Origin of the sequence: Paraburkholderia humisilvae, assembly GCF_902859855.1 — a bacterium.
GTDB classification, from domain to species: domain Bacteria; phylum Pseudomonadota; class Gammaproteobacteria; order Burkholderiales; family Burkholderiaceae; genus Paraburkholderia; species Paraburkholderia humisilvae.
Genome location: NZ_CADIKH010000018.1, coordinates 119,434 through 145,418, shown reverse-complemented (window position 1 = coordinate 145,418; position 25,985 = coordinate 119,434). Strand labels below are relative to the sequence as shown.

The following is a 25,985-nucleotide window of genomic DNA, read 5'->3' as shown; positions in this document are numbered from 1 at the left end:
TCAAGCGTCGCGTCAGCGGCCGAGGTAGCGCTCCACGAGCCGTGCCCAGTACGCCGCGCCGATCGGCAGATTGCGGTCGTTGAAATCGTAGTGCGGGTTGTGCACCATGCAGCCATCCTCGCCGACACCGTTGCCAAGACGCAGGAACGTGCCCGGCCGCTGCTGCAGCATGAACGAGAAGTCTTCGCTGCCCATCAGCATGTCCGTATGCGCGACGACGTTGTCGCTGCCGACCAGTTCGCGCGCAACCTCGATCGCGAAGTCGGTCTCCGCATCCGAATTGATGACGACCGGATAGCCTTCGATGTACTCGACGTTCGCCTTGCCGCCGTAACTGGCGGCCTGGCTTTCGGCAAGCTCGGTAATGCGTTTTTTCAGCAAGGTGCGTACGTCGGCGCTAAACGACCGCACGCTAAGCTCAAGCTTCGCGGTGCCCGGAATCACGTTGTTGACGGTGCCCGCATGCATTGAGCCGACTGTCACGACAGCGGGTTGCGCCGGGTCGATGTTGCGCGCGACGATGGTCTGCAATGCCATCACGATGCTCGCTGCGATCACGACCGGGTCGACCGTCATATGCGGCCGTGCCGCATGCCCGCCGACCCCTTCAATCGTGATCACCGCCTTGTCGCCGGCCGACATGAACGGGCCTTTGCGGAACAGGAACTTGCCGGGCTCCGCACCCGGATGATTGTGCATGCCGAACACCGCATCGCAGGAAAAGCGCTCGAACAGGCCATCGTCGATCATCTTCTTTGCGCCGCTGTCGACGCCGCTTTCCTCGGCCGGCTGGAAATACAGATGCACGGTGCCGGAAAAGCGGCGCGTCGCGGCCAGATGCTGCGCGGCGCCGAGCAGCATCGTCGTATGGCCGTCGTGACCGCATGCGTGCATCTTGCCGTGTGTGCCGCTCGCATAAGGAAGGCCTGTCTGCTCGATGATCGGCAGCGCATCCATGTCCGCGCGAATGCCGATGCTGCGCGTGCCCGAACCGGCTTTCAGCGTGCCGACGACGCCCGTACGGCCGACGCCGCGCGTCACCTGCCAGCCCCACTCTTCGAGCTTGCGCGCGACCAGTGCGGCGGTCTCGACTTCTTCGTACGCGAGCTCGGGATGATGGTGAATCTGATGACGGATGTCGCGCAGCGCGGCGGCTGCGGGTTCGAGGTCGGCTACTTCGGCAAAGGGCACTGCATCGTTCATCGGCGGACTCCGTGCAATAGGCGCCGCGCAGCGCGCGGCGAACAGCATGCACTATATCAGCACCATTACTGGTCATTCCCCTTGATCAGGTCGGCCGCAACTGGTGTCAGGAAGCCGAACAGCGAGGTGGACTGTCCGCCTTGATCCAAAAACGACGTGAAGTAAAGTTCCGTGGCCGGCGCGCCCACCGCATCGAAGTTTGCCGGCGACGTATTGCCCGGTGCGATGCCGCGCAGACCCCGGATCGTCAGCGGCTTTCCGGTCGAATCTTTCAGCATGCCGTCGAATTTCCCGGTGGCGAGATCGAAGGCCGCGACCCCGCCAGCGGACTCGCTATTGTCAGTCCCCGACTGGGCGACGAGCAGTTCATGACTGAACGCGCCGAAATCGAGCGGCGCCAACGCGACGCCATACGGCGCGTCCATGAAATCGCCGTGCTCGAGACGCGTGAGCAGCACGCCCGATGTCGAAAAAATATCGACGTAACCGAGGCCGGGTCCCGATACCGGTGTCGTGCTGCTGCTGTCCGGATGCAACGCGTACGTCACGACGATATCGTTGCCGATGGCCTGCACGTTATACGGTGAATAACCGGCCGGCAGACGGTCATCGACAAACGGGCTGTTCTCCGCATAAATACGGTCGCTGTCGAAGCGCCACGGTCCCGCGTCGCCGCGCGGCAATCTGACCGCGCGGAGCGTCGAGTCATAGACGTCGATGCTGTTACGGCCGAAATTCGCTGCATACAGATAGCGCTTGCCGTTCAGAAACGCGCTGGCGATGGCGGGATAGATCGATCCGGGTGCACCGGTTGCGACAATTTCAGCGTGCGTCGAGACCGGTGTTGGGCCTGACGCCGCGCCCACATCGGGGTTCCACCCGGCAATCGCGCCATCGAGTGTGCTGAACAGGAAAGCGGCGGGCTTCCCGGCCGCGACCGGGAAGTCAGTCGGACTGTTGTTGGCGATCGTACCGGCAGGCGATCCTGTCGCCGCAGCCGATCGAGTTGCACGGGCCGGCGGAATCGTCACGACCAGCGCATTCTTCGTGCCGTCGCCGATATAAAGCGTACTGACACCGGTTTTCGAATCCGATACCCACCACTCGGTACTCGAAAAACGCGAGAGCCCTATCGGGTCGCCGAGCTGGGAATCGACCAGTTTCGCGGCTCCCGCGGAATTCGAGACCAGGTTCGTTTGTGTATAGCTTTGAGCCGAGGCGACTCCCATCCACATCGATGCGGATAGCGATGCCGCACTCAGAAGTTTTAGTTTTAGTCTTACACTCATTTAGTACTCCGTTACATTAAGGACATTCGAGGGGCGACATTAGACCGGCACGCGACGCGGCATCCGGTGCCACGCGTGCAACGTCAGATCAACTGGAACGACTGTTATTGCTGAATAACGTAGATCTGTGAGCGGACGAAGGAAGGTAGCGCGTCCGCCGGCCGATTCCAAATTAGGGAATCAAGCACCTATTTGATCAAATGCATCGGTGCGAAATACAGACCACCCGAAGAATGACCGGTCTTTTGCGAACATTGCGCGTCTCCGTATGAGACAGCGCAATGCGCCGGAAAGAGACGCCGCTGCGCCCGCCGGGCTCAGACGATCCCGCGCACGACTTGCACGAAAGCGTGTCCGGCTTCTTCGAGCGCGCCAGAATTGTCGATGCGGGTCAGGCGCGTGCCATCAGGCAGCGAAAACGGCGCGTGTCTCGCGAGCCGCGCGGCGACCTGTTCAGCCGTTTCGCGCGCTCGCGCGCCAAGCCGGGCCGCAAGAATGTGCGGCTGCGCTTCGACATGCACGACTTCCGTGTGCGGATAGCGCTCGAGCACCCGTTCCAGATGTTGCCGCGAACCGTTGACGACCACCGTGCAACCGCGCGCGAGCCACGTATCGAGTTCGATACCGATGCCATAGCGCAGCGAATGGCTCGACCACTCGAGCGCGAAGAGCCCCAATGCGGAACGCGCTTCGAACTCTTCGAGCGTCAGCGCGATATGGTTTTCGTGGCTGCCCGCGCTGCGTGTGATGTAGCGATGCGCGAACACGACCGGCGCACCGGCAACATGACTGCGCGCGAAATGCAGCAGCGAATCCTTACCCGCGCCCGATGGGCCCATTACATAGATCAAACGGCCTTTCATGCGAAGTTCACCTCCGCAGTGCTTCCGAACGCAAACCGCTGCCAGAGCACAAACGGCTCGCCCGGCGCGGGTTCGACGAAAATCGCCATGCCGTCAACGGGCAACGGACCCAGCTGCGACATGCGCGCCTGCCACCATCCGACGATCGCTGCGCGATCCTGCTCGAGGTCGAGCGAGTTCGACAGCGTCATATGAAAACGGAATTCGTCAAACACGTACGGGTATCCCCATTCGACGAGCAGCGCACGCTGCCGCTCAGAGAGCGGCGCAGCGAGACGTCGCTCGAGATCCGCTGCCGGCGGCTTCGCCCGCAACCCCGCGAACGTGCGCAGCGCATCCGCAGCGAGTTCGCGCATGCGCGCGTCGCCGTCGTCGTCGGCCGGTCTCAACGCGACGAAATCGCCGAGCGTCGCCACTGCGACGGGCAAAGCGAAGCCCGTTTTCGTCTGCGTCCAGCGCTGCGCCGCATCAACGAGATCGTGCGGACGCACGCCGTCGGCAAGACGAAATGGAGCAACCAGCGTGCCGTGCCAGCCGTAGCGACGCGGCGCCTGAGTGAGTTCGGCAAGCGCTTGCGACAGCGACGGAAACTCGGCATCCGCTTCATGCGTAGCGCCGCGCTCGGCGTCGCGCCCAAGCCATGCGCAACCTGCATCCCACCATCCGGACGCACGCGGTGGCGCGTAGTAAATCGCGAAGCGCGCGGTCGCACTCCAGCTGCCCGCTGCGCCGGCTGCAGCCGCAGCATCAGCGCCATGTCTATCTGCTCGCGCCGCGTTCATACGTCGTTCTCCACCATCAACTGAACGCGGTCTGCCGCGAAATGCGTAAAGCCGTATTTGATTGGCGTCCCGTCGGTATCGACGTCGACGTTTTCGACCCACAGCACCGGCTGCTGCCGATTGATATTCAAGCGGCGCGCCACATCCGCATCCGGCAGCACGCTGCCGATACGGCTCCATTTGCGCAGGTAGTCGGTCACGCCAAATTCGGCAAGCGCCTTCGTCATGCCGCCCGTCCGTTCAAGCACGTCAGGCAGGTCGGTGAAACGCGCGGCCGGATACCAGCTGCGCGCGTACGTGAGCGGCACCCCGTTCGCTTCGTGCAGCGTGTCCATCCGGTACACCGACACCCCGGCGCGCAACCCCAACGCCTTCGCGACATTAGGCTCTGCCTTCACGCGCGCCGAAGACAGCAGCAAGCCTGACGACTGTTGCCGCCGCAAGTTTTCGGTAAAGCGGGTGCGGCGTCCGATCGTATAGTCGATTGCGCCTGGCTGAACGAACGTACCTCGCCCCTGTTCGACACTCACGAGACCCAGTGCCGCAAGCCCCAGCATCGCGCGGCGGATCGTGTGACGGTTGACGTCGAAACGCTTCGCCAGTTCGGCTTCGCTCGGCAAGCGCCCCTCTTCGCCGAAACCGCTCGCAGCGATTTCCGCCGCAAGAATCTGCTCGATCTGCCGCCACACGGCGACGCCGCCGCCGCGTTCGAGCAGCGTGCCGGGTGTCGCGTCGTCGTTCGATGTCATGGTGCTGTCATTCCCCTCAGTTCAAATAAACAACTCTCAATTGTAGTGCCGAAGCCGTGATAAAAATGTGAATGTACACACCGCACGGCGTCACCACGGCATTTTACTCATAAACGTCTAGACGTTTAGATGAATAGATGGTCAAATATCCGGACATCGACACCACGGAACATCCGATGAGCGACCCTTCCGCCCCCGTTTCTCCCGCCTCGTCATTGTCATCCACGCGTCGCGCGTGGATGGGGGTGTTGGCGCGCACGCCACGCGCCGACCTCGAAGCCTCGTTGCAGCGCGCGCTGAACGGTGCCCCTTTGCCGGCTTTCGACTGGCTACGCCCACCTGAAATCGGCCTTGCAATGGTACGTGGCCGTATCGGTGGCAGCGGCGATGCGTTCAATCTCGGCGAAGCGACGGTGACGCGCGCCACCCTGCGGCTACGCGAGCCGGTGGCGAATGCGCCGGTCGGCATCGCCTGCCATCTCGGCCGCGACCGGCGGCGCGCGGAACTCGCCGCACTGGCTGACGCGCTGCTGCAACTGCCGCAACACCATCCTGATCTGCACGTACAACTGATCGAGCCGCTGGCCGCACGCATCGAAGCCGCACGCGCGGTACGCCGCCAGGATACGGCCGATACGCGCGTCGAATTCTTCACGATGGTCCGAGGCGACTGATGAACACATCGAACAATCAGGCGCACGTCGCGCTGTCCACACCCTCGCCTGCGTCGATGGCCAGCTCGTTGGCCACACTCACCCCGGGCTTCGCCGATCCGGTGCACGACACGCAAGCGGTCTTTCGCACGCTGCTCGATACACTGTCGCGTCCGGGCACAGTTGGCACGGTGCGCGGCGTGTTGCCGGCACTCGGCGCAGCAGGTCAGCGGCCCGCGGCCGACCGCGCCGCGTTCGCCGCACTACTCACGTTGTGTGATTTCTCGACGCCTGTCTGGCTCGCGCAAGCGGATCCGGCACTGGCATCCGCGCTGCGCTTTCACACCGGTGCACCGTTGGTCGATACGCCGCAAAGCGCCGCGTTCGCCTATCTGCACGACGCGGCGGTCATGCCGGCACTGGAAAGCTTCGCGCTTGGCGAACCTGAAGCACCCGAAACGGCGGTGACGCTGCTGATTCGCGTCACCGCATTGACGGGCGGTACGCCGCTCACGCTACGCGGCCCGGGTATCGAAACGACACACGCGATCGCGCCAGTCGGTCTGCCCGAACGTTTCTGGCGCGAACGCGCGGAACTGGCGCCGCTCTTTCCGTGCGGTATCGACTGCTACTTCGTCTGCGCAGACACGCTGATGGGCCTGCCGCGCACAACCCAAGTGGAGCTGAACTAATGTACGTTGCCGTCAAAGGTGGAGAGCGCGCGATCGAAGCATCGTGGCGCCTGCTCGATCAGGAACGCCGCGGCGATACGCGGCTTGCGGAATTGAGCGTCGCGCAGATTCGCGAACAGTTGCGCCTCGCGGTGTCGCGCGTGATGACCGAAGGGTCGGTGTACGACGAAGAACTCGCTGCGCTCGCGATCAAGCAGGCGGCCGGCGACCTCGTCGAAGCCATCTTCCTGTTGCGCGCCTATCGCACGACGCTGCCGCGTTTCGGCTATACGCAACCGCTGCGCACCGACGCGATCCACGCCGAGCGCCGCATTTCCGCGACATTCAAGGATGTACCCGGTGGCCAGCTGCTGGGTCCGACTTACGACTACACGCAGCGTCTGCTCGATTTCGCGTTGCTCGCGGAAGGCGAAGCCGATCGCGCGAGCGCGAGCCTTGAAGCAGAGGGTCGTCCGTCAGGGGCGCGCGACGTCGCGCAAGAGTCGATGCCGCGCGTCGTCGCGCTGCTCGACAAGGAAGGCTTGATCGAACAGGAAACGCCGGCGCCGGGTGCGCCGGAACCCGGCGATCTGTCGCGCGAGCCGCTCGCGTTTCCCGCGAGCCGCGCGACACGCCTGCAAAACCTTGCGCGCGGCGACGAAGGCTTCCTGCTCGCGATGGGCTATGCGACGCAACGCGGCTACTCGCACACCCACCCGTTTGCCGGCGAGATTCGCTTCGGCAGCGTCGCGGTCGAGATGGTGCTCGACGAGCTCGGCGAAGCGGTCGACATCGGCGAGATCGACGTGACCGAATGCCAGATGATCAACCAGTTCGCGGGTAGCTCCGCGGCGCCGCCATCGTTTACACAAGGCTACGGACTTGCGTTCGGCCATTCGGAACGCAAGGCGATGGCGATGGCGCTGGTGGACCGCGCACTGCGCTCCGAAGAACTCGGCGAAGCGTTGAGCTCGCCGACGCAGGATGTCGAATTCATGCTGTCGCATAGCGATAACGTGGAAGCGTCCGGTTTCGTGCAGCACCTGAAGCTGCCGCATTACGTCGATTTCCAGTCCGAGCTCGAGCTCGTGCGACGGTTGCGTGCACAACATCCGGCTACGGCCGCCGCACCGCGCGGCGGCAATGGGACCGACGGCCATCCAGGCCATGGCGCCGCCGCCGCCAACCCGCACGCTCAACAGGAAGAGGCTGCATGAACTCGCCCGACACGCACATCGCGACGCTCGAACAAGAGCGTGCCGCCGAAGGATACAACTTCGCCTATCTCGACGAACAGACCAAGCGCATGATCCGCCGCGCACTGCTCAAAGCCGTTGCGGTGCCGGGCTACCAGGTGCCGTTCGCGTCGCGTGAAATGCCGCTGCCGTTCGGCTGGGGCACGGGTGGCATTCAGGTGACCGCCTCGATCATCGGCCGCGACGATACGCTGAAGGTCATCGATCAGGGGTCCGACGAAACCACGAACGCGGTCAATATCCGCCGTTTTTTTGCGCGCACCGCAGGCGTCCGGACCACGCGCCGCACCGCCGAAGCGACGATCGTGCAGACGCGCCACCGTATTCCCGAAACGCCGCTCACCGACAAACAGATTCTCGTCTATCAGGTGCCGAACCCTGAGCCGCTGTACCGGCTCGAGCCGCGCGTCGCCGAAAGCAGAAAGCTGCATGCGCTCGCCGACTATGGCCTGATCAGCGTGAAGCTGTACGAGGACATCGTGCACCACGGCAGCATTGCGACCACTTACGACTATCCGGTGATCGTCAACCACCGCTATCTCGCGTCGCCGTCGCCGATCCCGAAGTACGACAACCCGAAGATGCATATGAACGCCGCGCTGCAACTGTTCGGCGCCGGGCGCGAACGGCGCATCCACGCCATTCCGCCCTACACCGCCGTGCGCAGTCTCGACTTCGACGATCACCCGTTCGACGTGCAGCGCTGGGACCATGCGTGCGCGCTGTGCGGATCGACGGAAAGCTTCCTCGACGAAATGATCGTCGACGATAGCGGCAAGCGGATGTTCGTCTGCTCGGACAGCGACTACTGCCACGAGCGTCGCGAAGCGCAGGCGCAGTCACAATCGCAGCAGCCTCACAGCCACGGCGCCGGAGAACACGCATGATCGATCAGGCCACCCCGACGTCCGCTCCGACACCCACCCCGCTGCTTAGCGCACGCGCACTCACCAAACAGTACGGCGGCCGCAACGGTTGCAGAAACGTAAGTTTTGAGCTGTATCCTGGCGAGGTGCTGTGCATTGTCGGCGAATCCGGCTCCGGCAAAACGACGCTGCTTAATACGCTCGCACTGCGCACCGAGGCCGATAGCGGTACGCTGCACTACACGGCCGCGCATGGCGCGACGGTCGATCTGCGCACGCTGTCCGAGCCGCGCCGGCGGCTGCTGATGCGCACCGAGTGGGGCTTTGTTCAGCAGAATCCGCGTGACGGGCTGCGTGTGGGCGTGTCCGCGGGCGCGAACATCGGCGAGCCGCTGATGGCGGTCGGCGCGCGCCACTACGGACAAATCCGCGCGCTCGCGACGCAATGGATGGAGCGTGTCGAACTCGACCCGACGCGCATCGACGAATATCCATCGGCGTTTTCGGGCGGGATGCAGCAGCGTCTGCAGATCGCGCGCAATCTGGTCACTGGCCCGCGTCTCGTGTTCATGGACGAACCGACCGCCGGCCTCGACGTGTCCGTGCAGGCGCGTCTGCTCGACCTGCTGCGCACGCTGACCGCCACGCTGCATCTGTCGGTGCTGATCGTCACGCACGATATCGGCGTTGCGCGGCTGCTCGCGCACCGGCTGATGGTGATGCAAGGCGGTGAAGTCGTCGAATCGGGTCTGACCGATCAGGTGCTCGACGATCCGCAGCATCCGTATACGCAAACGCTCGTTTCCTCGGTTCTGCCGGTTTGAGGTCTTTGATGTCATTTACCGAATCCAATGCCGCGCGCGCCATCGGGCGCACGTTCGTCGACAACCCGACGCTGATGCTGCGGGCGGTCGGCGTCGCGAAGACCTTCACGCTGCACGGCCAGGGCGGCGTGCAGATCGACGCTCTCGATGGCGTGTCGCTCGATGTTCAACGCGGCGAATGCGTCGTGCTGGTCGGCCCGTCAGGCGCCGGCAAGAGCACGCTGTTGCGCTGCCTGTACGGCAACTATCTGGCCAGCGCCGGCACGATCGCGCTGCGCGACGATGGGTGCGACGCACAGCACGTTGCGATCACAGGCGCACAGGCACACGAAGTGCTGCATCTGCGACGCAGCGTGGTCGGCTATGTGAGCCAGTTCCTGCGCGTGATTCCGCGCGTGCCGACGCTGACGCTGGTCGCCGAGCCGCTGCTGTCGCGCGGCGTCGCCGAGCCTGAGGCGCGCGAGCGCGCGGCCGCGCTGCTCGCGCGACTGAATGTGCCCGAGCGGCTCTGGTCGCTCGCGCCGGCGACGTTTTCCGGCGGCGAGCAGCAGCGCGTGAACATCGCACGCGGGCTGATCGCGGAACATCCGGTGCTGCTGCTCGATGAGCCGACCGCATCGCTTGACGCGGAAAACCGCGACGTGGTGGCCGATCTGGTCATCGAAGCGCGCGAGCGCGGCGCGGCCATCGTCGGCATTTTTCATGACGAAGACACGCGCGCGAAGGTCGCGACGCGCCGACTTGAATTGAGGCCACCGCTGCGTCATACAGCGGCCATACACTGACATCCAATACCAATACGGAGTCTTCGATGTTGATCAGGAATGCCCGCGTCGTCACGCGGGAGGAAGAATTCACCGGCGTCGTGTGGGTCGAAAACGACGTGATCCGCGATATCTCGCGCGGCACGACGTCCGCGCGCGAATCGGAGGACTGGGAAGGCGATTACCTGCTGCCCGGCCTGATCGAGTTGCACACCGACAATCTCGAGAAGCATCTCGCGCCGCGCCCCGGCGTGTTCTGGAACACCGACGCTGCATTCGTGATTCACGACGCGCAGGTCGCCGCGGCCGGCATCACGACCGTATTCGACGCGCTGGCGATCGGCTCGCGCGCACACAACGGGCCGCGCGAGCGCGGCATTCAGACGCGCTGCGCCGAAGCGCTGCAACGCTTCACCGAGCGCAAGCTGCTGCGCGCCGATCACTTCCTGCACTTGCGCTGCGAAATCGCGACTGGCGATGTGGTCGAGGTGTTCGACGAGCTGTGCTCGCATCCGATGCTGCGGCTCGCGTCGGTGATGGATCACACGCCTGGGCAGCGGCAGTGGCACGACCGCGTCGCATGGCGCCGTTTCCAGGAACGCCACGGCAAGCTCACCGATGAGGAAGCCGAGCGCACGCTGACCGAGCTCGCGGAAGAACAGCAGCGCTATTCCGATGCGAATCGTCGCGCCATCATCGAGCGCTGCAAGAAACTGCAGGTGCCGGTCGCGAGCCACGACGACACCGTCGTCGAGCACGTCGAACAGGCGGCCGCCGAGGGCGTCGTGCTGGCCGAGTTCCCGACCACCCGCGTCGCCGCCGAAGCCGCGCACCGGCACGGCATCGCGACGATCATGGGCGCGCCGAACGTCGTGCGGGGCGGCTCGCACTCGGGCAACGTCTCGGCGCTCGAACTGGCGAAGGCGGATCTGCTCGACATCCTGTCATCGGACTATGTGCCGTCGAGTCTGCTGACCGCCGCGTTCGAACTGGTCGACAAGGCCGGCTGGACCTTGCCGCGTGCGATGGCGACGGTGTCGGCGGAACCGGCCCGTACGGCCGGCCTGCACGACCGCGGCGTGATTGCGCCTGGTTTGCGCGCCGATTTCGTGCGCGTCACGATGATGGACTCGCTGCCCGTGCCGCGCGCCACCTGGCGCGCAGGCGTGCGGGTGGTCTGACTGGGCGGGCGTCCGCGACGCCCCGGTCGCTCCAGCCGCTTCAATCGCGCGTGGCAGACTGCCGCACATCAAGGCCGTCTCGCTGCACTGCCGCCGCGCTTCATCATGCGGCAGTGCAGCGAGCGCGCGCTGGCTGGCTCCCGCGCGATTCACGCTTTCAATCACGCGCACGCGTTACCGCGTAACTGTCAACTTCCTTTCACCCCCCATTTCCCCGCAAATGCGCGTCAGTGCTTGCTTTGCCGCGCCATCGGGGGTTTTACCAGGTCCCTAATATTTTTGGACTGGTAAGCTTGGCGCGCGCTGCTGGCGGCCCGTCAGCGGCCAAAACCACCAAGCCCAGCCGTCATCCGCGGCGGGTGATGTCGCACAGCACAATCCGCGTGCGCGACCATTTAGAACCACTCGGGAGTATTTCAGTGAAAAAACTGCTCGCGGCCTTGACGGTTGCCCTGCTTGCCACCGTTTCGATCGGCGCACACGCCAAAGACTGGACGACGGTCCGTTTCGGCGTCGACGCCAGCTATCCTCCGTTTGAATCGAAAGGCTCCGACGGCAAGCTGGTCGGCTTCGACATCGACCTCGGCAACGAAATCTGCAAGCGCCTGAACGCGAAATGCGTGTGGGTGGAGAACGACTTCGACGGCATGATCCCCGCGCTAAAGGCGAAGAAGTTCGACGGCGTGCTGTCGTCGATGTCGATGACACCGCAACGCGCTGAGCAGATCGCCTTCTCGTCGAAGCTGTTCAATACACCGACGCGTCTGGTTGCGAAGAAAGGCTCGAACATCCTGCCGACTCCCGATTCGCTCGCTGGCAAGTCGGTCGGCGTCGAGCAGGGCACGATCCAGGAAACCTACGCGAAGACCTACTGGGAACCGAAGGGCGCGAAGGTGGTGGCTTACCAGAACCAGGACCAGGTCTACGCCGACCTGATCTCGGGCCGCCTCGACGCAGCGCTGCAAGACGCCGTGCAAGCGGACATCGGCTTCCTGAAGACGCCGCGCGGCGCGGGCTTCCAGTTCGTCGGCAAGGATCTCGAAGACAAGAAGATCCTCGGCGAAGGCGCCGGCATCGGCATGCGCAAGGAAGACGCCGATCTGAAGGTGAAGGTCGACAAGGCGATCGCCGAGATTATCAAGGACGGCACCTACAAGAAGCTCGAGAAGAAGTACTTCGACTTCGACGTGTACGGCAGCTGATCGGCGCCGGCGGCGCGGCTGGGCCGCGCCGGCTGGTGTGAAAGGACGGGCTCCTCGCGGAGCCCGTTTTTGTTTGGCGCGTCGGATCGGATAAGATCGTGCAGTTGGAACTCGCCCGCCCCTCTCGCGTTTCGTTGTGCGCGCTACGGTTCTTACCCTGCAATCAACCACATAGCGCGGCTTGACGCTTTGCCGCCCCTGAATCATGCACACCCAAACTCATCCGCTGATTTCCCCGTCGCTGGGTACCGCCCGCAGTCTGACGAGCTTCCACTACGGCCCCGGCGGCGGACAGAAGGTTTATATCCAGTCGTCGCTGCATGCCGACGAACTGCCTGGCATGCTCGTCTGCTGGGCCTTGCGCCGCAAGCTCGAAGCACTTGAAGCCGCCGGCAAGTTGCGCGGCGAGATTATCGTGGTACCGGTCGCCAATCCGATCGGCCTGAACCAGCATCTGCTCGGGCTGCTGGCAGGCCGCTTCGACACGAACACCGCACAGAATTTCAACCGCAACTTCCATAACCTCGCCGCGCTCGTCGAGCCGATCATCGAAAAGCGGCTCACCGATGACGTCGCGCGCAACCGCTCGGCGATCCGTGCGGCGATGCGCGAAGCGCTCGAAGCGCAACGGCCGCGCACCGAACTCGAATCGCACCGCCTCGCGCTGCAACTGATGTCGTACGACGCGGACATCGTGCTCGATCTGCATTGCGATTGGGAAGCCGCGCTGCACCTGTACACGAACCCGGACCTGTGGCCGGATGTCGAGCCGCTGTCGCGCTACCTCGATGCGAAGGCATCGCTGCTCGCGCTCGACTCGGTCGGCAACCCGTTCGACGAAATTCACAGCTTCTGCTGGTCCGATCTGCGCACGCGCTTTGGCGACCGCTTTCCGATTCCGAACGGCTCGATCTCAGTCACCGTCGAACTGCGCAGCCAGCGCGACGTGTCATATGAGTTCGCGGAGAAAGACGCGCAAGGGATCGTCGAATACCTGACGCACCGCGGCGTAATCGAGGGCACGGCCGCACCGATGCCGCCGCTCGAATTCGCGGCGACGCCGCTTGCGGGCACCGAGCCGATCAGAACACCGGCGAGCGGCGTGGTGGTGTTCCGCGCGGAAGTCGGAAAGTGGGTCAACGCGGGCACGGAGATCGCCGACATCGTCGATCCGCTGACCGATCGCGTCGTGACGCTGAAATGCACGGTGTCCGGCGTGCTTTACGCGCGGCATGTGTCGCGCTTTGCGACCGCCGGCATGGAAGTCGCGCGCGTGGCCGGCGCGAAGGCGTTCCGCACGGGGTCGCTGCTGTCCGCCTGAACCTTGAGCCGCCGCTGACGGCGGTGCGCTGACCCGAAGAAATCGCCCGCTTTAAGCGGGCGATTTGCTTTCAGCGCTTCCTTCCGAGGGTCGGTCATAATTCTTTCACATTACATACATCTATAAGTAATCTGTAGGCGTAACTATAAAAAACGGGCAAAAATTTCCGCAATCCTCTCTAAAAAATGTAGCTTTTGCACTACATTGTCCACAAATTACGCAATTGTCATATTCAGTTACATGCATTCCCGCTAAATTTGCGGGCGACGAAAGACCGGCCGTAAGAGCATGGCAACTGTCGCTGGCATCCTTTTCTAAATCGGAGAATGCATTTGAACAAGAAAGTACTGACCACGGCGCTCCTCGCAACTTTTGCTGGCGCCGCCCACGCGCAAAGTAGCGTCACGCTGTACGGAATCATCGACGCAGGTATCAGCTATGTGAACCACAGCGGTACCAATTCGCAGAAGCTTTTCAAGTATGACGACGGCGTCGCGCAAGGCAGCCGTTGGGGCATGCGCGGTACGGAAGACCTCGGTAGCGGCCTGAAGGCGATCTTCGTGCTCGAAGGCGGCTTCAACAGCGGCAACGGCACGGCTAGCCAGGGTGGCGCACTGTTCGGCCGTCAAGCGTTCGTCGGCCTGTCGAAGGACGGTATCGGTTCGGTCACGTTCGGCCGTCAATACTCGCTGTCGACCGACGTGCTCGGCGGCGCGTACTCGAACGGCGGCAACACGGTCGTCGGCAACTACGCTTACCACTTCAACGACGTCGACCAGTTGACGTCGAGCCGTATCAACAACTCGGTGAAGTTCAGCAGCGCGAACTTCTACGGCCTGACCTTCGGTGCGTTGTACGGCTTCTCGAACCAGGCTGGCGCATTCGGCGGCGCACCGACGACCGGTACGACGGCTAATCCGGCGACCGGCTCGTCACGTACGTACAGCTTCGGCGCGAACTACGCGTACGGCCCGTTCGGTATCGGTGCCGCCTACACGGACATCAAGTTCCCGGCTCTGTCGACGCCGGCGTTCTCGACGAACCTCGCGAACTTCAACCCGGGCACGGGTGCGGGCCCGACGGGTCTGCCGGGCGTGCTCCGCGATCTGCGCACGTTCGGTGTCGGCGGCCGCTATACGTTCGGGCCGGCTTCGGTCTGGGCGTTGTACACGAACACGCTGTTCTCGCCGATCAGCCTGGCCTCGTCGGCCTACACCGCGGTTGACGTGGGCGGCAAGTACGCACTCACGCAAGCGCTGTCGCTGCAACTCGCGTACACGTACTCGCGCCTCAGCGGCTCGCCGGCGAGCGGCCACTGGAACCAGGTCAACGCAGCCGTCGACTACGCGCTTAGCAAGCGTACCGACGTTTACTTCCTGACCGCCTTCCAGGACGCGAGCGGCACCGTCGGCAAGTCGAACCTGCAAGCGTCGATCGGCGACAGCAACTCGTTCTTCGGCAACTCGGGCAGCAACGCGCAGAATCAGCTGGCATTCCGCATCGGCATGCGTCACAAGTTCTAAATCGCCATCGCGACTGGGCCTTGCGCGCAACGCGTACGGCCAGCCTTGGTGGAAGCACGCAAAGACGCCCTTCGGGGCGTTTTTTTATTTGCAGGTCTAGCCAGGCGCGAGTCTGTCATCGCCATATGGTTGCGTTCGCAACATGCGCCGACGCCGAACGCCCGACTGCAGCTCCGGTTTCGCGTCGTCGTGATCGGAATGGAACGACACCGTAGATGCGCTGCGCGCTTCTCCCGCCTACCAGATTCCAGGTATTGCATCTCGATCAGGTTGCTTCTTAAATGGAACGCTTGCGAGCGCTTCGACAGCCTGCGGGACCACGTTATGAACGAGATTGCAGAACGCGACAGGCACTGCATCATCGGGGCGCTGCAGCGCGCATGCGGTATCCCGCCACAGACTCCCGTCCTGTTCTGCGTCGTATCGCCGACCAGCCCATTGCACGACAGAAGCGAGGTGTTCTGGATTCAGGACGCGTCACAGCATCATGGCAGGACGCTTCTTATGCTGATCGAGTTCGCGGCGCGGACGACGTTTAAAAACAAGCCAGGGACCCTCGCTTCGGTCGCAATCTGCCAGTACGGTACGGTTCGCAAAAACTACGCGGAACAGCAACCCTGGAAGGGTGCGCTCGCCTTCATGAAAGCCACATCCGGTCAGTCTCCCGAAGTCTGCTACTACTTCATCGACTCGGCGCAGCAGAACCCCGTAGGTGCGGCCGAACTGTCGACCAAGCGATTCCAGTTCAGGAAGTTCGCAGCCGGAAACCAGCCCCGACTCGATGTTTCTCTGGCGAATATCCCAACGATTCGACAGCCGGTCGATCTGGCCCAGGTGTCGCCAGTTGACGGTACGCATGCGGTGCACCGAATTTACATGGCCGCGGCATTCACCCTGGCTACGCAAATCGACAAGGAAAAGGGGTACAAGATTGCTGCAATCATTGTTGGCTCTAACGGGCAGATCATCAGTTGGGGAACGAATGACTCGCGCAATACAAACAGCCTCGCCCATGCGGAACGCACTGCGATAGAACGCTACCTGCAGTTTCACGGACAGTCACAACTTCCGGACGGATGCCGGATCTACACCACCCTCAAACCGTGCCTGCTCTGTGCCGGATGGATTGCCGACACGACGCAAAACTCGTTATTGGTCTATTACGGGCATCAGGACAATGGCACGCATGCCCGCAATACGGCACTCGACAATAACCATTCCAGCATTCAGATGGAACTGGGATCTGGCACGGAAAAGCCTGTGCGCACCTACCAAGATGTCGAATACAAGGAACCTATTACTTTCGAAAGGCAGAAAAACAAGGTCGGCCCGTACCTGCGTCAGAATCTGCATGCGTATCTGGACAGAACCGTGCGCGGCAATATCGTGCAAACTTTGGACACCGAAGCACCTAGGGAATTCAAACCTGTGTATCAATCACTCATACGGAAACTGGACAAGTATTTCCGCTATGCGAAGGCCGCCGAATTCGATTCCGTACATCTGAATGTGATTGTCGTGCTCCTGCATGTGGTGGAGTTTCTGAAGCTTTTCGCGTTCCAGTTTGACGATCAGCAGATGGAAGAGGTCCAGCGGATGGTGACCGAGATCGAAAAGCTCAACGCGGCATTCCTGGCTTCTATCTCGCAATAGAACCTCTAAACCAGGCCGCTGGCTACGATCATCCTCGGATTCCTCAACGCCATCCCTGCCGCGTGGCAATTTAGGCATAAAATTCCGCATTACGGGATTTGACACAGGTGTCCAGCGGTACGACGCGCCACGCACACCGTGGGCACGCCGAAATCCCCTACGCGCGCCCGGCCAATGCTTCTCTCTTTCTTCCACCCCATGGACATCCCCTTCAATGAGCGCGGTGTATCGGTCACGCGCAACGCGTTGTCTGCAGCCGGTCAGGTCTTTCCGCTGCGGGAAATCGGCGGCGTGCGCGTCGTGACGGTCCGCAAGAACAGGTGGCTGCCCATCGCTATTTCGGTGATCGGTGTGGTGGGCGCGATCGTCGGCGGGCTGTTCGGTTCGCCGGTTGGCATTGTGTGCGGCGTGATGCTGATCGTGGTCGGCTGGATTACGTGGGCCAGCCAGGACGTGACACACCGGTTGATCGTCGAGTCGGGCGGCAGTCAGCGGGAAGCGCTGTCGAGCGTCGATCTCGAGTTCGTCGAACGCGTCGCGCAAACCGTTCGCGACGCACTGCCCACCTCGCCAGTGGCCTGATCACACGGGCAACACCGGGCAAATCCGGCGCAAATAAGGTGTAAAAGTCGTTAACACAAAATTAACCTTCCGCCGCCGCGCTTTTGCACTCGTTTAAGACCCGCGGGGCTACAGTGGACAGGTCTCAACAGCCGTGCCGTCCCCGCTCGCGTCGGCACCTAGATGATGCACGAACCTGTCTCCACCCTTGAACGGCCCGCGTCGCGCGTGTTTCGTACGCCGGCCCCCGCCCCTCAACCGTCCACCTCCTTTGTCACGATCGACATCACGTTGTCCGGCACCTCCTCCGCCGTCGGCCGGCGCGCGTTGCACACCGCACTGGGCACCGATCTGCGCCTCTACGTGATGACCATCGACAAGCGTCATGAACGCATCACGTTCCGCGTCGAAGTGATGTCGCGCACCATCGACGAAGTGATCGGCGCGCTTACCGGCGCCTTGGAGCGTGCCACCATCGGCCGTGTCAGATCGACGGACATCAAACGTCGCCAGGACGCCTAGTCGTCACAAATTTTTGCAGATGCGCCGCGGCGCGCGCGTAGAGTTTGCGGTTTTGTCATCCCGCGTTCCCTGATGCGGACAACGCAAACGCCGCGCGCGCAGTGCGCATGCGTCGAGGCAGCCGTCATAGGGACACGCGTAACCGCAAGGTGTGTCCCATGGGTACGTATTCTTCGCCGCGTCGCACGGCGGCGCGCGCGAGCGCACGAATTGTCGCCATGCTGTCGGCGGCAGTGTTCTCCGGCTGCGGCACGTCAATCACCACGCCGACGCCGCCCGCCCCCACCGCGGGTCTGATCAACAACGGCCGCGACGGCCTGCTGGTCCCGCTGCATGTGGAACGCAGCGACCTTGGCCACGCGCGGCTCGGATTACCCGCACAAATCGACGGCAAACCCGTTTATCTGATGTTCGATACCGGCACACGCGGCGTGCGTGTGCTGTCGTCCGTGCTGCCGCGTACGACCTACCCCGCTGCCGGCGTTCGCACTTCGCTGTCCTTCCCGACCGGTGCGCAAGCTTCCGGGCCGGTGGTCACGGTGCCGTTCAGCGTGGCCGGTACGAAACCCGTCGATATCGCCGCGCAATCGGTTGACGATGTGCGCTGTTTGCCCGGCGCGAAACGTTGCGTGGCAACGGATGGCTACACTGGTGAGTTCGGCTGGGCATTTTCCGGCATTCTCGGCGCCGCCGCGGATGCGCCGGACGACACGTGCTGCACGCAACCGCTGCGCGCATTGCCCGCGCGTATTGGTCAGCGTTATCTTGTGCATCCGGATCTGGCACGGCCGTACCTCGTGCTGAGTCCGTCAAACGCGGTAGCCGCCGGTTTCACACTGCTGCCATTGCGAGTAGCTCAGGACGGTGCGCTGCAATGGCCGATGGGTTGCGTGCAAGTCGCCGACAAGATGCGCTTTTGCGCACCCGTTGTGTTCGCAACGGGTGGCACCGGCATGGTCCGTATCGAGACCGACAAGGCGCCGGACTGGCTCGACGACGACGCCGAAAACAAGGTGCTCAAACAGGGCAACTACAATCTCGCGCTCGGCATCGGCGCATGGGGGCATCGTTTCGACGGCGCTCAGGTGACGATTGCGAAGACCCATGCCGGTGGGAACCGAATTGTGATTGGCCTGATGGCGCTGCAGAACATCGATTTACTGTTCGACTTTACGAACGCGCAGCTCGGCGTGCGCGCCGCGCGCGATATCGAAACGATTGACGGGTAATGGGGCGCGGCGCACGCCGCTGCGCCGCCCCTGCGCGACTTGCGCCGTCTTATTCCAGCTCGAGCGGCTTCACTTGCCAGATGTCGCGCGCGTACTCGGCGATGGTGCGATCCGATGAAAACTGCCCCATACCAGCCACGTTTTCGATTGCGCTTGCCGCCCAGCCGCGTGCATCGACGAAACGCCGGTCGACCTCATCCTGTGCTGTCGCGAACGCGGCAAAATCGGCCAGCACCATATAGTGATCGCCCCAATCGACGAGCGTGTGGAAGATATCCGAGAAGCGCAGCGGATCGTCCGGCGAGAAAAACCCGGTGCGAATCTGGTCGAGCGCCAGACGCAGCTCGGCGTCCCCCTCGTACACCTGACGCGGCCTATAGCCTGTCGCGCGCAGGTCATCCACCTCATCAGCGGTATGGCCGAAGATAAAGATATTCTCACGGCCCACTGCGTCGCAGATCTCGATGTTCGCGCCGTCGAGCGTGCCAATCGTCAGCGCGCCGTTCAACGCAAGCTTCATGTTGCCGGTGCCCGATGCCTCCGTGCCCGCCATCGAAATCTGCTCGGACAGATCGGCGGCGGGAATGATCAGCTCCGCAACGCTTACGCCATAGTTCGGCACGAACACGACCTTCAGCCGATCGCCGATCACCGGGTCGTTGTTCACCTTGTCACTGACGTCGCCGATCAGCTTGATGATCGTCTTCGCCATCCGGTACGCGGATGCGGCCTTGCCGGCGAACATCACGACGCGCGGCACCCAATCGCGCTTCGGGTCCGCGAGAATCCGGTTATAGCGGACGATCACATGCAGCACATTCAGCAACTGCCGCTTGTATTCATGAATGCGCTTGACCTGCAGATCGAACAGCGCGTTCGGATCGAACGCTATCTTCGTATGCTGCGACAGGTGCTGCACGAGGCGCAGCTTGTTTTGCCGTTTCGCCTCGCGGAACGCGTCGACGAACGCTGCATCGTGTTTCAGATCGCGCAGCTTCGCCAGCTCGAACAGATCGCGGCGCCAATGCGCGCCGATCTGCCGGTCGATCAGCGATGACATCGACGGACTCGACTGCGCAAGCCAGCGCCGCGGCGTCACGCCGTTCGTCACGTTAGTGAAGCGCTCGGGGAACATCCTCGCGAAGTCGGCGAAGATATCGCGGGTCATCAGTTGCGAATGCAACTTCGACACGCCATTCACCTTCTGGCTCGCGACGATCGCCAGATGCGCCATGCGCACACGCCGCTGCCCATATTCGTCGACCAGCGAAATGCGGCGAATCATGTCGACGTCATGCCCCGAATGTTCGCTGACGCGCTTTAGAAACTCCGCGTTGATCTCGAAGATGATCTCGATGTGACGCGGCAGCAGGCGCGCGAGCGTCTCGACGTCCCACGTTTCGAGCGCTTCGGGCATCAGCGTGTGATTCGTGTATGAGAACACCTGCTGCACATCTTTCCACGCTTTGTCCCACGGCACACGATGCACGTCGACGAGCAGGCGCAACAGTTCGGGAATCGCCAGCACCGGGTGCGTATCGTTCAGATGCACGGCCACTTTCTCCGTGAAGCGGCCAAACGTGCTGTGCGTGCGCAGATAGCGGCGAATCAGGTCCTGCATCGTCGCCGACACGAAGAAATACTCCTGGCGCAGCCGTAACTCGCGTCCGGCCGACGTCGAGTCGTCCGGATACAGCAGACGCGAGACGTTCTCCGACATATTCTTCGCATCCACCGCGCGCCGGTAGTCGCCCTGATTGAACGCGGACAGATCGAGCTCTTCGGTGGCGCGCGCAGACCATAGGCGCAGCGTATTGGTCGCGCTCGTCGCGTAGCCGGGAATCACCGTGTCGTACGCCATTGCATTCACGTGCTGCGTTTCGATCCATTCAATATGATCGTTGCGCTGCACGGTACGGCCGCCGAAGTGCACGATGTATTGCACTTCAGGACGCGGAAACTCCCACGGATTGCCCGCGCGCAGCCAGTAATCCGGTGCTTCGACCTGCTCACCATTGACGATCTGCTGCCGGAACATTCCGTATTCGTAGCGGATGCCGTAGCCGAACCCCGGAATGCCGAGCGTGGCCATCGAATCGAGAAAGCACGCGGCAAGACGGCCGAGACCGCCATTGCCGAGCGCCGCATCGGGTTCGAGATCGGTCAGCGCTTCCATATCGACGCCGAGACCCGCCAGCGCCTCCTTCATCTGATCGTAGATGCCGAGCGCGAGCAGCGCGTTCGTGAACGTGCGCCCGATCAGAAATTCCATCGACAGGTAATAGACGCGCTTCACGTCCTGCTCGTATTGCAGGCGTGTCGTCTTCATCCAGCGCGCGACCAGCCGGTCGCGCACCGCAAGCGCGGCGGCATGCAGCCAGTCTTGCGGACGCGCGGTGACGGCATCCTTGCCGACGCCGTACATCATGCGATTCGAGATCGAGCGCCGCAGCGCGTCGACGGTACTGTTGAGCTGGTCGAATTCCAGATCCACCGCTGTCATCGAAGCCTCCGGTAAAGCGACGCGGCACGCACCTGGAACGCAAACGGTAAGGCGCAAGCGGCGCGAGCCGGTCTGGTGGATAAATAAGCAGATTAGGACATTTTGCCGTGTCGCGTCATCCGCGAGGGCACTGCGACGCAATGAACATGCCGCGCCGACGCCGGCCTTGCGCTCGCCAGCGGGCAGGAGTGGACCCGCGGCCCGCGCACGGATACGGTGCAAACTGTCACCCGAGTTGCACTAGTATGGAATCGAAAGAAGGCATATCGGCGACAGCGCTGGACGGAGGTCGACATGAACGCGCAAGCGATGCTCGGAATCATTCATGCGCAGGAACTGCTGATGGTGTCGCTGATCCGCGCGATGCCTCCTGACGACCGACGCAAGGTCGCCGACGAATTCCAGCAGCAGGTCGAGCTGGCCGAAACGCCCCATTTGAGCTCTGGCCACGATCGCGAAGTCTCCGACGCGTTCAAGTCGCATATTCGCAAGCTGTCTATCCTGCTGGCCTCCCTCAGTTGATGCAGGCTGGGCTTACGCGGCGCCCGCTCAGGCAGGGGCGGCGCCCGTTCGCGGGCGCGTGGCGGAACAGACCGTTAGTTGCGTTTTTGTCGACCATTGTTGAAGCCATTTTCAGACACGCGACGGCCTGTATCTCCCCAATAAAGATAAAAACTTAACAAAAGAGGACGAAAACCTTAAGGATCCGATACAAGAACAAATGAAAATTGCAAGAATTCATCGCGTCGCAGGTCGCACAGCGGTTACCTGGAAACATCGCGCATGCGCGCCAGTAACCACGCCATTTGGACAGAAACGGACACCCCCAAGCCCAATTCCGACTGGGTCTTGGGTAAGTTCGCACGCCATGGATTGCCCGCGTGATGTACCGCATCCGCAATCTCTCACCATCGATTGATCAATGACCGTCACGCTTCGGAGAACGGAACGCCGGCTCGGCCGGGCGATCTTTACGCGCGTAACAGCTGCTACGTTTGGTGTATCGAAAGTCGATTTCTGCGCGTGGATTTCGCGGCACTGCGATCTGGGAGAGCCTGGTGCGACTGAATTACGATTACATCGTCGTGGGGGCGGGTTCCGCCGGTTGCGTCCTTGCCATGCGCCTGACCGAAGACCCGCTTGTGCGTGTCGCGCTCGTCGAGGCCGGCGGCGCCGATACTGCCGACGAAGTGCAGATGCCGATCGCTTTTCCGAAGCTGCTCGGGACCACCGTCGACTGGAACTATCTGTCGGAGTCAGAGCGAGGCCTCGATGGACGACAGATCAACCTCGCATGCGGAAGAATGCTGGGTGGCACTTCGTCGATCAATGGAATGGTGTACATCCGCGGCAACAGGACCGATTTCGATGGTTGGGTCCACGAGGGCGCACCCGGATGGTCCTATGCCGAGCTGTTGCCGTATTTCCGCAGATCCGAGGGCAACGACGAGCACCGCAGCGCCTTGCATGGCAACGACGGCCCGCTGTCCGTCACCAATGGCCGCTCGAATCACCCGCTGGTTGAGTCCTTCGTTGAAGCGGCCGTTCAGGCCGGCTACCCGCATAACAATGATTTCAACGGTGACGAGCAGGACGGCTTCGGACTGTTTCAACTGAATCAACGTGATGGAAGGCGTTGTAGCGCAGCGGCCGCATACTTGCACCCGGCTAGCGGCCGGCCCAATCTTCACGTGATCGCAGAGTCGCTGGTTACGCACATCCTTTTCCGGGAACACACCGCGCTTGGCATCGAGCTGACCCGGAACGGAAATACGACAACGCTATTCGCCGATCGTGAAGTGATTGTTTGTTGTGGCGCGTACAACTCGCCGCAACTGTTAATGCTGTCCGGAATCGGCATCGCGAGCGAACTGGAGTCACACGGTATCCGTCCCGTTCTCGATCTTCCTGTCGGGGAGAATCTACAGAACCATTGTCGGGCAAACCTCGCTTACCTTAGCGACGTACCTTCGGCCATTCACGCCGGTTCAGCCGCCGACCTTGCGCTCTATCGCGACGAGGGACGAGGCCCGTTGACCTCCAATCTGGGGGAGGGTGGTGGTTTCGTGCGCACCGACCCTGCGCTCGCCGCGCCGGATGTGCAGTTGATGATGGTTCCGGTCGTCGTTCGAGATGGCGAACCCGCTGTATCACCGCTAAACGGCTATTCGTTTGGGCCGTGCGTGCTGAAGCCGACGAGCCGAGGCAAGGTTAGCCTGCGCAGCGCCCGCCCGGACGAAAAGCCCCGCATCGTGCACAATTTCCTGACCACATCGGAGGATTGCGACACTATGGTGGCGGGCATAAGGATTGCGCTGCACATCGCGGCGCAACCGGCGCTGCGCGCGGTATGCCGTGCCGCACATCGGGTTCCCGCATCAGATAGCACGGAAGCAATCCTGTCCTATGTTCGGCGATATGCGCAGTGTTCCTTTCACCCGGCGGGCTCGTGCCCGATCGGTCGGGTGGTGGACGCGCAGTTAAACGTGCTTGGCGTCGAACGCTTGCGGGTTGTCGATGCCTCGGTCATGCCCAGTATCGTCCGAGGTAACACCAACGCGACCGTTATCGCCATCGCAGAAAAGGCGGCAGACTTGATCCGCGGCAGAACGACCTTCTAGTCACACCTGGCGGCAATCGAATTGTCGATGTATTGCCGTGCGTCGGCTTGTTCAGCCGTTCTTATAGCGCAGCCAGATCGCGTCATGCTCCACTTTTTCAATGGACATAAGCTTGAGATACGCAGGTGCGTGCCACTTTTCCATCGCTACTTCAAACGATGACGGATAATCCCTGCGGCCATCCACCAGAGGCAGGATCAATACACTCACTTCGTCGACGAGACGCGCATTGATGAACGTGCCGCACACAAGCGAGCCGCCTTCCACAATCAGCTTTTTCACGCCCAGTTCGCGTGCAAGCGTTTGCACGACCTTGTCGAGATCGATCTCCGACTTCCCACCGAACATGTACGAGACGCCTATAGATTGGAGGTAAGCCAGATAGTCGTCGTCGACCTGTTCTGTCAATACTTCGATGACGTGCGATCTGAGCGCCGTGTTGCTCTTCCACACGACTCGTCCGTTCGGATCGATGGAAATAGCGTATTGATCCGCGTTGCGCTCGACGAATCGATCGGTGCGAGGGATTGCACGTTTTGCGAGACCTTTCGGATAGTCCGTGCCGGGCGAATTCCGTTCCATGATCACGCTTCCACAGGTACCTTGCGAAATCTCTTGCATGGTCACACGTCCGCAGATCCAGCCATCGGCTTCAAACGTGGCAGCAGTGTTTTCATACAGATCAAATGCGAAATCGAGGTTCCAGCCATTCGTCAAACTGCGCCCGTCAAGCGAAGACATCATGTGAACGACAATATGGGGCTTCATGTATAAGGCTCCTGGTGAGGATGTAAAAGCCAATCTGATAAGTCGTGTCGCGATAAGAAGGATCGGACGCTCAAAGCCGATATGACTATCGATATCGCTCATTTGAAAATCGGATAAAACTGATTAGCAGCTTTTAGGCCGTCACCTTTCATTTGCCTTTTCCTGGATCAGGAATCGCTCGCGTGCGATCGCAGACCCGTTAGCGCGGCGCACGCAGCATAGGAAAGATCGGCGGAGCGTCGGCCTTCTGCAATCGCGCCTGCACTTCGAAGCCTTGCCGCTGATAGAACGACAAATTGCGCTCGTTCGACGACCACAGCGATGCGGGCAACCGCGCCGCATCACATTCGCACAAGCGTTGTGCGAGCAGCGACGCTCCATACCCTTTGGCGCGGCATACTGGCTCGACACCGAGCATCGAGAGATACCAGAAGTCGCCGGCCGGGCGGTAGCCATCAAGTTGTTCGATCATGCCTATCACCGCCGCGAGCCGCTGCGGTGCGCAGGCCTCGCTTACGATCGCGAGCACCGATGCGTCGTCGTGATGCGTGCGCGGCGGTGTCCAGCACGCGACCGCGCGGCCGTCGCTGCTCAGTTGCGCGCTGTCCGAAGCGAACGCGTTGCCGGCTATCACGCGAATCAGGCGCGGCGCGTATGTCAGGTACTGCTCCGGACTATCGAACACCCAGCGCATCAGCGGATCTTCGTTGAACGCAAGCACAAGCGTAGCGACGGCGGTGTCGAGGCCCGCCGCGTCCATGCGGTCATGGTTCTGCATCCGTTCCATGAGGCTTCCCTTAGTATTCAAATCGAAATATATCGATCGCCGCCTCACGTCGTGTTCCTTAGTCAAAGCAATCGTGCTTTAACGCTTCTTTATCCAGGGAGCGTGTCAGTGCAGCGAAACGTTCGAGTGCGCCAATCGGACGGCAAATCCATTCGCAAGTCTTATGCGCGTTAGTTTTATTTTCTGTCACCGGT

The 25,985-nt window shown here is 62.1% G+C and carries 24 protein-coding genes; 16 read left to right on the top strand and 8 right to left on the bottom strand.

Going from position 1 to position 25,985, the window contains the following annotated elements:
• Window positions 1-12: 12 nt before the first annotated feature.
• From HV796_RS20380 to phnF, 5 genes are all read right to left on the bottom strand, one after another.
• Window positions 13-1,203 carry a M20 aminoacylase family protein gene (locus tag HV796_RS20380; RefSeq protein WP_175228302.1) on the bottom strand — a complete coding sequence of 397 codons (1,191 nt, stop codon included), beginning with the start codon at window positions 1,201-1,203 and terminating at the stop codon, window positions 13-15.
• 65 nt (window positions 1,204-1,268) lie between these two features.
• On the bottom strand, window positions 1,269-2,492 hold the full coding sequence (locus HV796_RS20375; protein ID WP_175228301.1) for a TIGR03118 family protein: 1,224 nt from the start codon (window positions 2,490-2,492) through the stop codon (window positions 1,269-1,271).
• Between the two features lie 317 nt (window positions 2,493-2,809).
• Complete coding sequence (phnN, locus tag HV796_RS20370; protein WP_175228300.1) at window positions 2,810-3,355, bottom strand: phosphonate metabolism protein/1,5-bisphosphokinase (PRPP-forming) PhnN; 546 nt, start codon at window positions 3,353-3,355, stop codon at window positions 2,810-2,812.
• Window positions 3,352-4,137 carry a DUF1045 domain-containing protein gene (locus HV796_RS20365; RefSeq protein WP_175228299.1) on the bottom strand — a complete coding sequence of 262 codons (786 nt, stop codon included), beginning with the start codon at window positions 4,135-4,137 and terminating at the stop codon, window positions 3,352-3,354. The genes phnN and HV796_RS20365 overlap by 4 nt, the downstream gene beginning before the upstream one ends.
• The gene (phnF, locus tag HV796_RS20360) at window positions 4,134-4,886 is read right to left on the bottom strand and encodes a phosphonate metabolism transcriptional regulator PhnF (RefSeq protein WP_175228298.1); all 753 of its coding nucleotides are present in this window, start codon (window positions 4,884-4,886) and stop codon (window positions 4,134-4,136) included. Before phnF ends, HV796_RS20365 begins: the two co-directional genes overlap by 4 nt.
• Window positions 4,887-5,062: 176 nt before the next feature.
• On the opposite strand from phnF, the gene phnG reads away from it, so the two are divergent.
• The 14 genes from phnG (at window position 5,063) to HV796_RS20290 (ending at window position 19,112) form a co-directional block, all read left to right on the top strand.
• Window positions 5,063-5,560, top strand: a complete 498-nt coding sequence (phnG, locus tag HV796_RS20355) for a phosphonate C-P lyase system protein PhnG (RefSeq protein ID WP_175228297.1) — start codon at window positions 5,063-5,065, stop codon at window positions 5,558-5,560.
• 56 nt (window positions 5,561-5,616) lie between these two features.
• Complete coding sequence (gene phnH, locus HV796_RS20350; protein WP_175228334.1) at window positions 5,617-6,231, top strand: phosphonate C-P lyase system protein PhnH; 615 nt, start codon at window positions 5,617-5,619, stop codon at window positions 6,229-6,231.
• On the top strand, window positions 6,231-7,427 hold the full coding sequence (locus HV796_RS20345) for a carbon-phosphorus lyase complex subunit (protein WP_175228296.1): 1,197 nt from the start codon (window positions 6,231-6,233) through the stop codon (window positions 7,425-7,427). Before phnH ends, HV796_RS20345 begins: the two co-directional genes overlap by 1 nt.
• The gene (locus HV796_RS20340) at window positions 7,424-8,353 is read left to right on the top strand and encodes an alpha-D-ribose 1-methylphosphonate 5-phosphate C-P-lyase PhnJ (RefSeq protein ID WP_175228295.1); all 930 of its coding nucleotides are present in this window, start codon (window positions 7,424-7,426) and stop codon (window positions 8,351-8,353) included. Before HV796_RS20345 ends, HV796_RS20340 begins: the two co-directional genes overlap by 4 nt.
• Window positions 8,350-9,156: a phosphonate C-P lyase system protein PhnK gene (gene phnK, locus HV796_RS20335; protein WP_175228294.1), complete on the top strand. Its 807-nt coding sequence runs from the start codon at window positions 8,350-8,352 to the stop codon at window positions 9,154-9,156. Before HV796_RS20340 ends, phnK begins: the two co-directional genes overlap by 4 nt.
• Before the next feature lie 8 nt (window positions 9,157-9,164).
• Window positions 9,165-9,941, top strand: coding sequence for a phosphonate C-P lyase system protein PhnL (gene phnL / locus HV796_RS20330; RefSeq protein WP_175228293.1), 777 nt, complete (start codon window positions 9,165-9,167; stop codon window positions 9,939-9,941).
• Complete coding sequence (locus HV796_RS20325) at window positions 9,938-11,101, top strand: alpha-D-ribose 1-methylphosphonate 5-triphosphate diphosphatase (protein WP_281369803.1); 1,164 nt, start codon at window positions 9,938-9,940, stop codon at window positions 11,099-11,101. The genes phnL and HV796_RS20325 overlap by 4 nt, the downstream gene beginning before the upstream one ends.
• 419 nt (window positions 11,102-11,520) lie before the next feature.
• The gene (locus tag HV796_RS20320; protein WP_175228291.1) at window positions 11,521-12,303 is read left to right on the top strand and encodes an ABC transporter substrate-binding protein; all 783 of its coding nucleotides are present in this window, start codon (window positions 11,521-11,523) and stop codon (window positions 12,301-12,303) included.
• 205 nt (window positions 12,304-12,508) lie between these two features.
• Window positions 12,509-13,624, top strand: coding sequence for a succinylglutamate desuccinylase/aspartoacylase family protein (locus HV796_RS20315; protein ID WP_175228290.1), 1,116 nt, complete (start codon window positions 12,509-12,511; stop codon window positions 13,622-13,624).
• A 332-nt stretch (window positions 13,625-13,956) separates the two neighbouring features.
• Window positions 13,957-15,147 carry a porin gene (locus HV796_RS20310; protein ID WP_175228289.1) on the top strand — a complete coding sequence of 397 codons (1,191 nt, stop codon included), beginning with the start codon at window positions 13,957-13,959 and terminating at the stop codon, window positions 15,145-15,147.
• Between the two features lie 324 nt (window positions 15,148-15,471).
• Window positions 15,472-16,800, top strand: a complete 1,329-nt coding sequence (locus HV796_RS20305) for a Bd3614 family nucleic acid deaminase (RefSeq protein WP_175228288.1) — start codon at window positions 15,472-15,474, stop codon at window positions 16,798-16,800.
• A gap of 198 nt (window positions 16,801-16,998) precedes the next feature.
• Window positions 16,999-17,382: a DUF6232 family protein gene (locus HV796_RS20300; RefSeq protein WP_175228333.1), complete on the top strand. Its 384-nt coding sequence runs from the start codon at window positions 16,999-17,001 to the stop codon at window positions 17,380-17,382.
• 162 nt (window positions 17,383-17,544) lie between these two features.
• Entirely contained in the window at window positions 17,545-17,883 is a 339-nt protein-coding gene (locus HV796_RS20295) for a hypothetical protein (protein ID WP_175228287.1), read from the top strand.
• Between the two features lie 158 nt (window positions 17,884-18,041).
• Window positions 18,042-19,112, top strand: a complete 1,071-nt coding sequence (locus HV796_RS20290; RefSeq protein WP_175228286.1) for a hypothetical protein — start codon at window positions 18,042-18,044, stop codon at window positions 19,110-19,112.
• Between the two features lie 49 nt (window positions 19,113-19,161).
• On the opposite strand, the gene HV796_RS20285 is transcribed toward HV796_RS20290, so the two are convergent.
• Complete coding sequence (locus HV796_RS20285) at window positions 19,162-21,615, bottom strand: glycogen/starch/alpha-glucan phosphorylase (protein ID WP_175228285.1); 2,454 nt, start codon at window positions 21,613-21,615, stop codon at window positions 19,162-19,164.
• Between the two features lie 294 nt (window positions 21,616-21,909).
• On the opposite strand from HV796_RS20285, the gene HV796_RS20280 reads away from it, so the two are divergent.
• Complete coding sequence (locus HV796_RS20280; protein ID WP_175228284.1) at window positions 21,910-22,137, top strand: hypothetical protein; 228 nt, start codon at window positions 21,910-21,912, stop codon at window positions 22,135-22,137.
• Window positions 22,138-22,613: 476 nt separating this feature from the next.
• Window positions 22,614-24,236 (top strand): GMC family oxidoreductase, encoded by a 1,623-nt coding sequence (locus tag HV796_RS20275; RefSeq protein WP_246355952.1) that lies wholly within the window; start codon window positions 22,614-22,616, stop codon window positions 24,234-24,236.
• 51 nt (window positions 24,237-24,287) lie between these two features.
• Here the strand turns inward: HV796_RS20275 and HV796_RS20270 are convergent, their stop codons facing one another.
• On the bottom strand, window positions 24,288-25,004 hold the full coding sequence (locus HV796_RS20270) for a dihydrofolate reductase family protein (protein ID WP_175228331.1): 717 nt from the start codon (window positions 25,002-25,004) through the stop codon (window positions 24,288-24,290).
• A gap of 199 nt (window positions 25,005-25,203) precedes the next feature.
• A complete protein-coding gene (locus HV796_RS20265) occupies window positions 25,204-25,791 on the bottom strand; it encodes a GNAT family N-acetyltransferase (protein ID WP_175228283.1) in 588 nt (195 codons plus the stop codon).
• Between the last annotated feature and the right edge of the window lie 194 nt (window positions 25,792-25,985).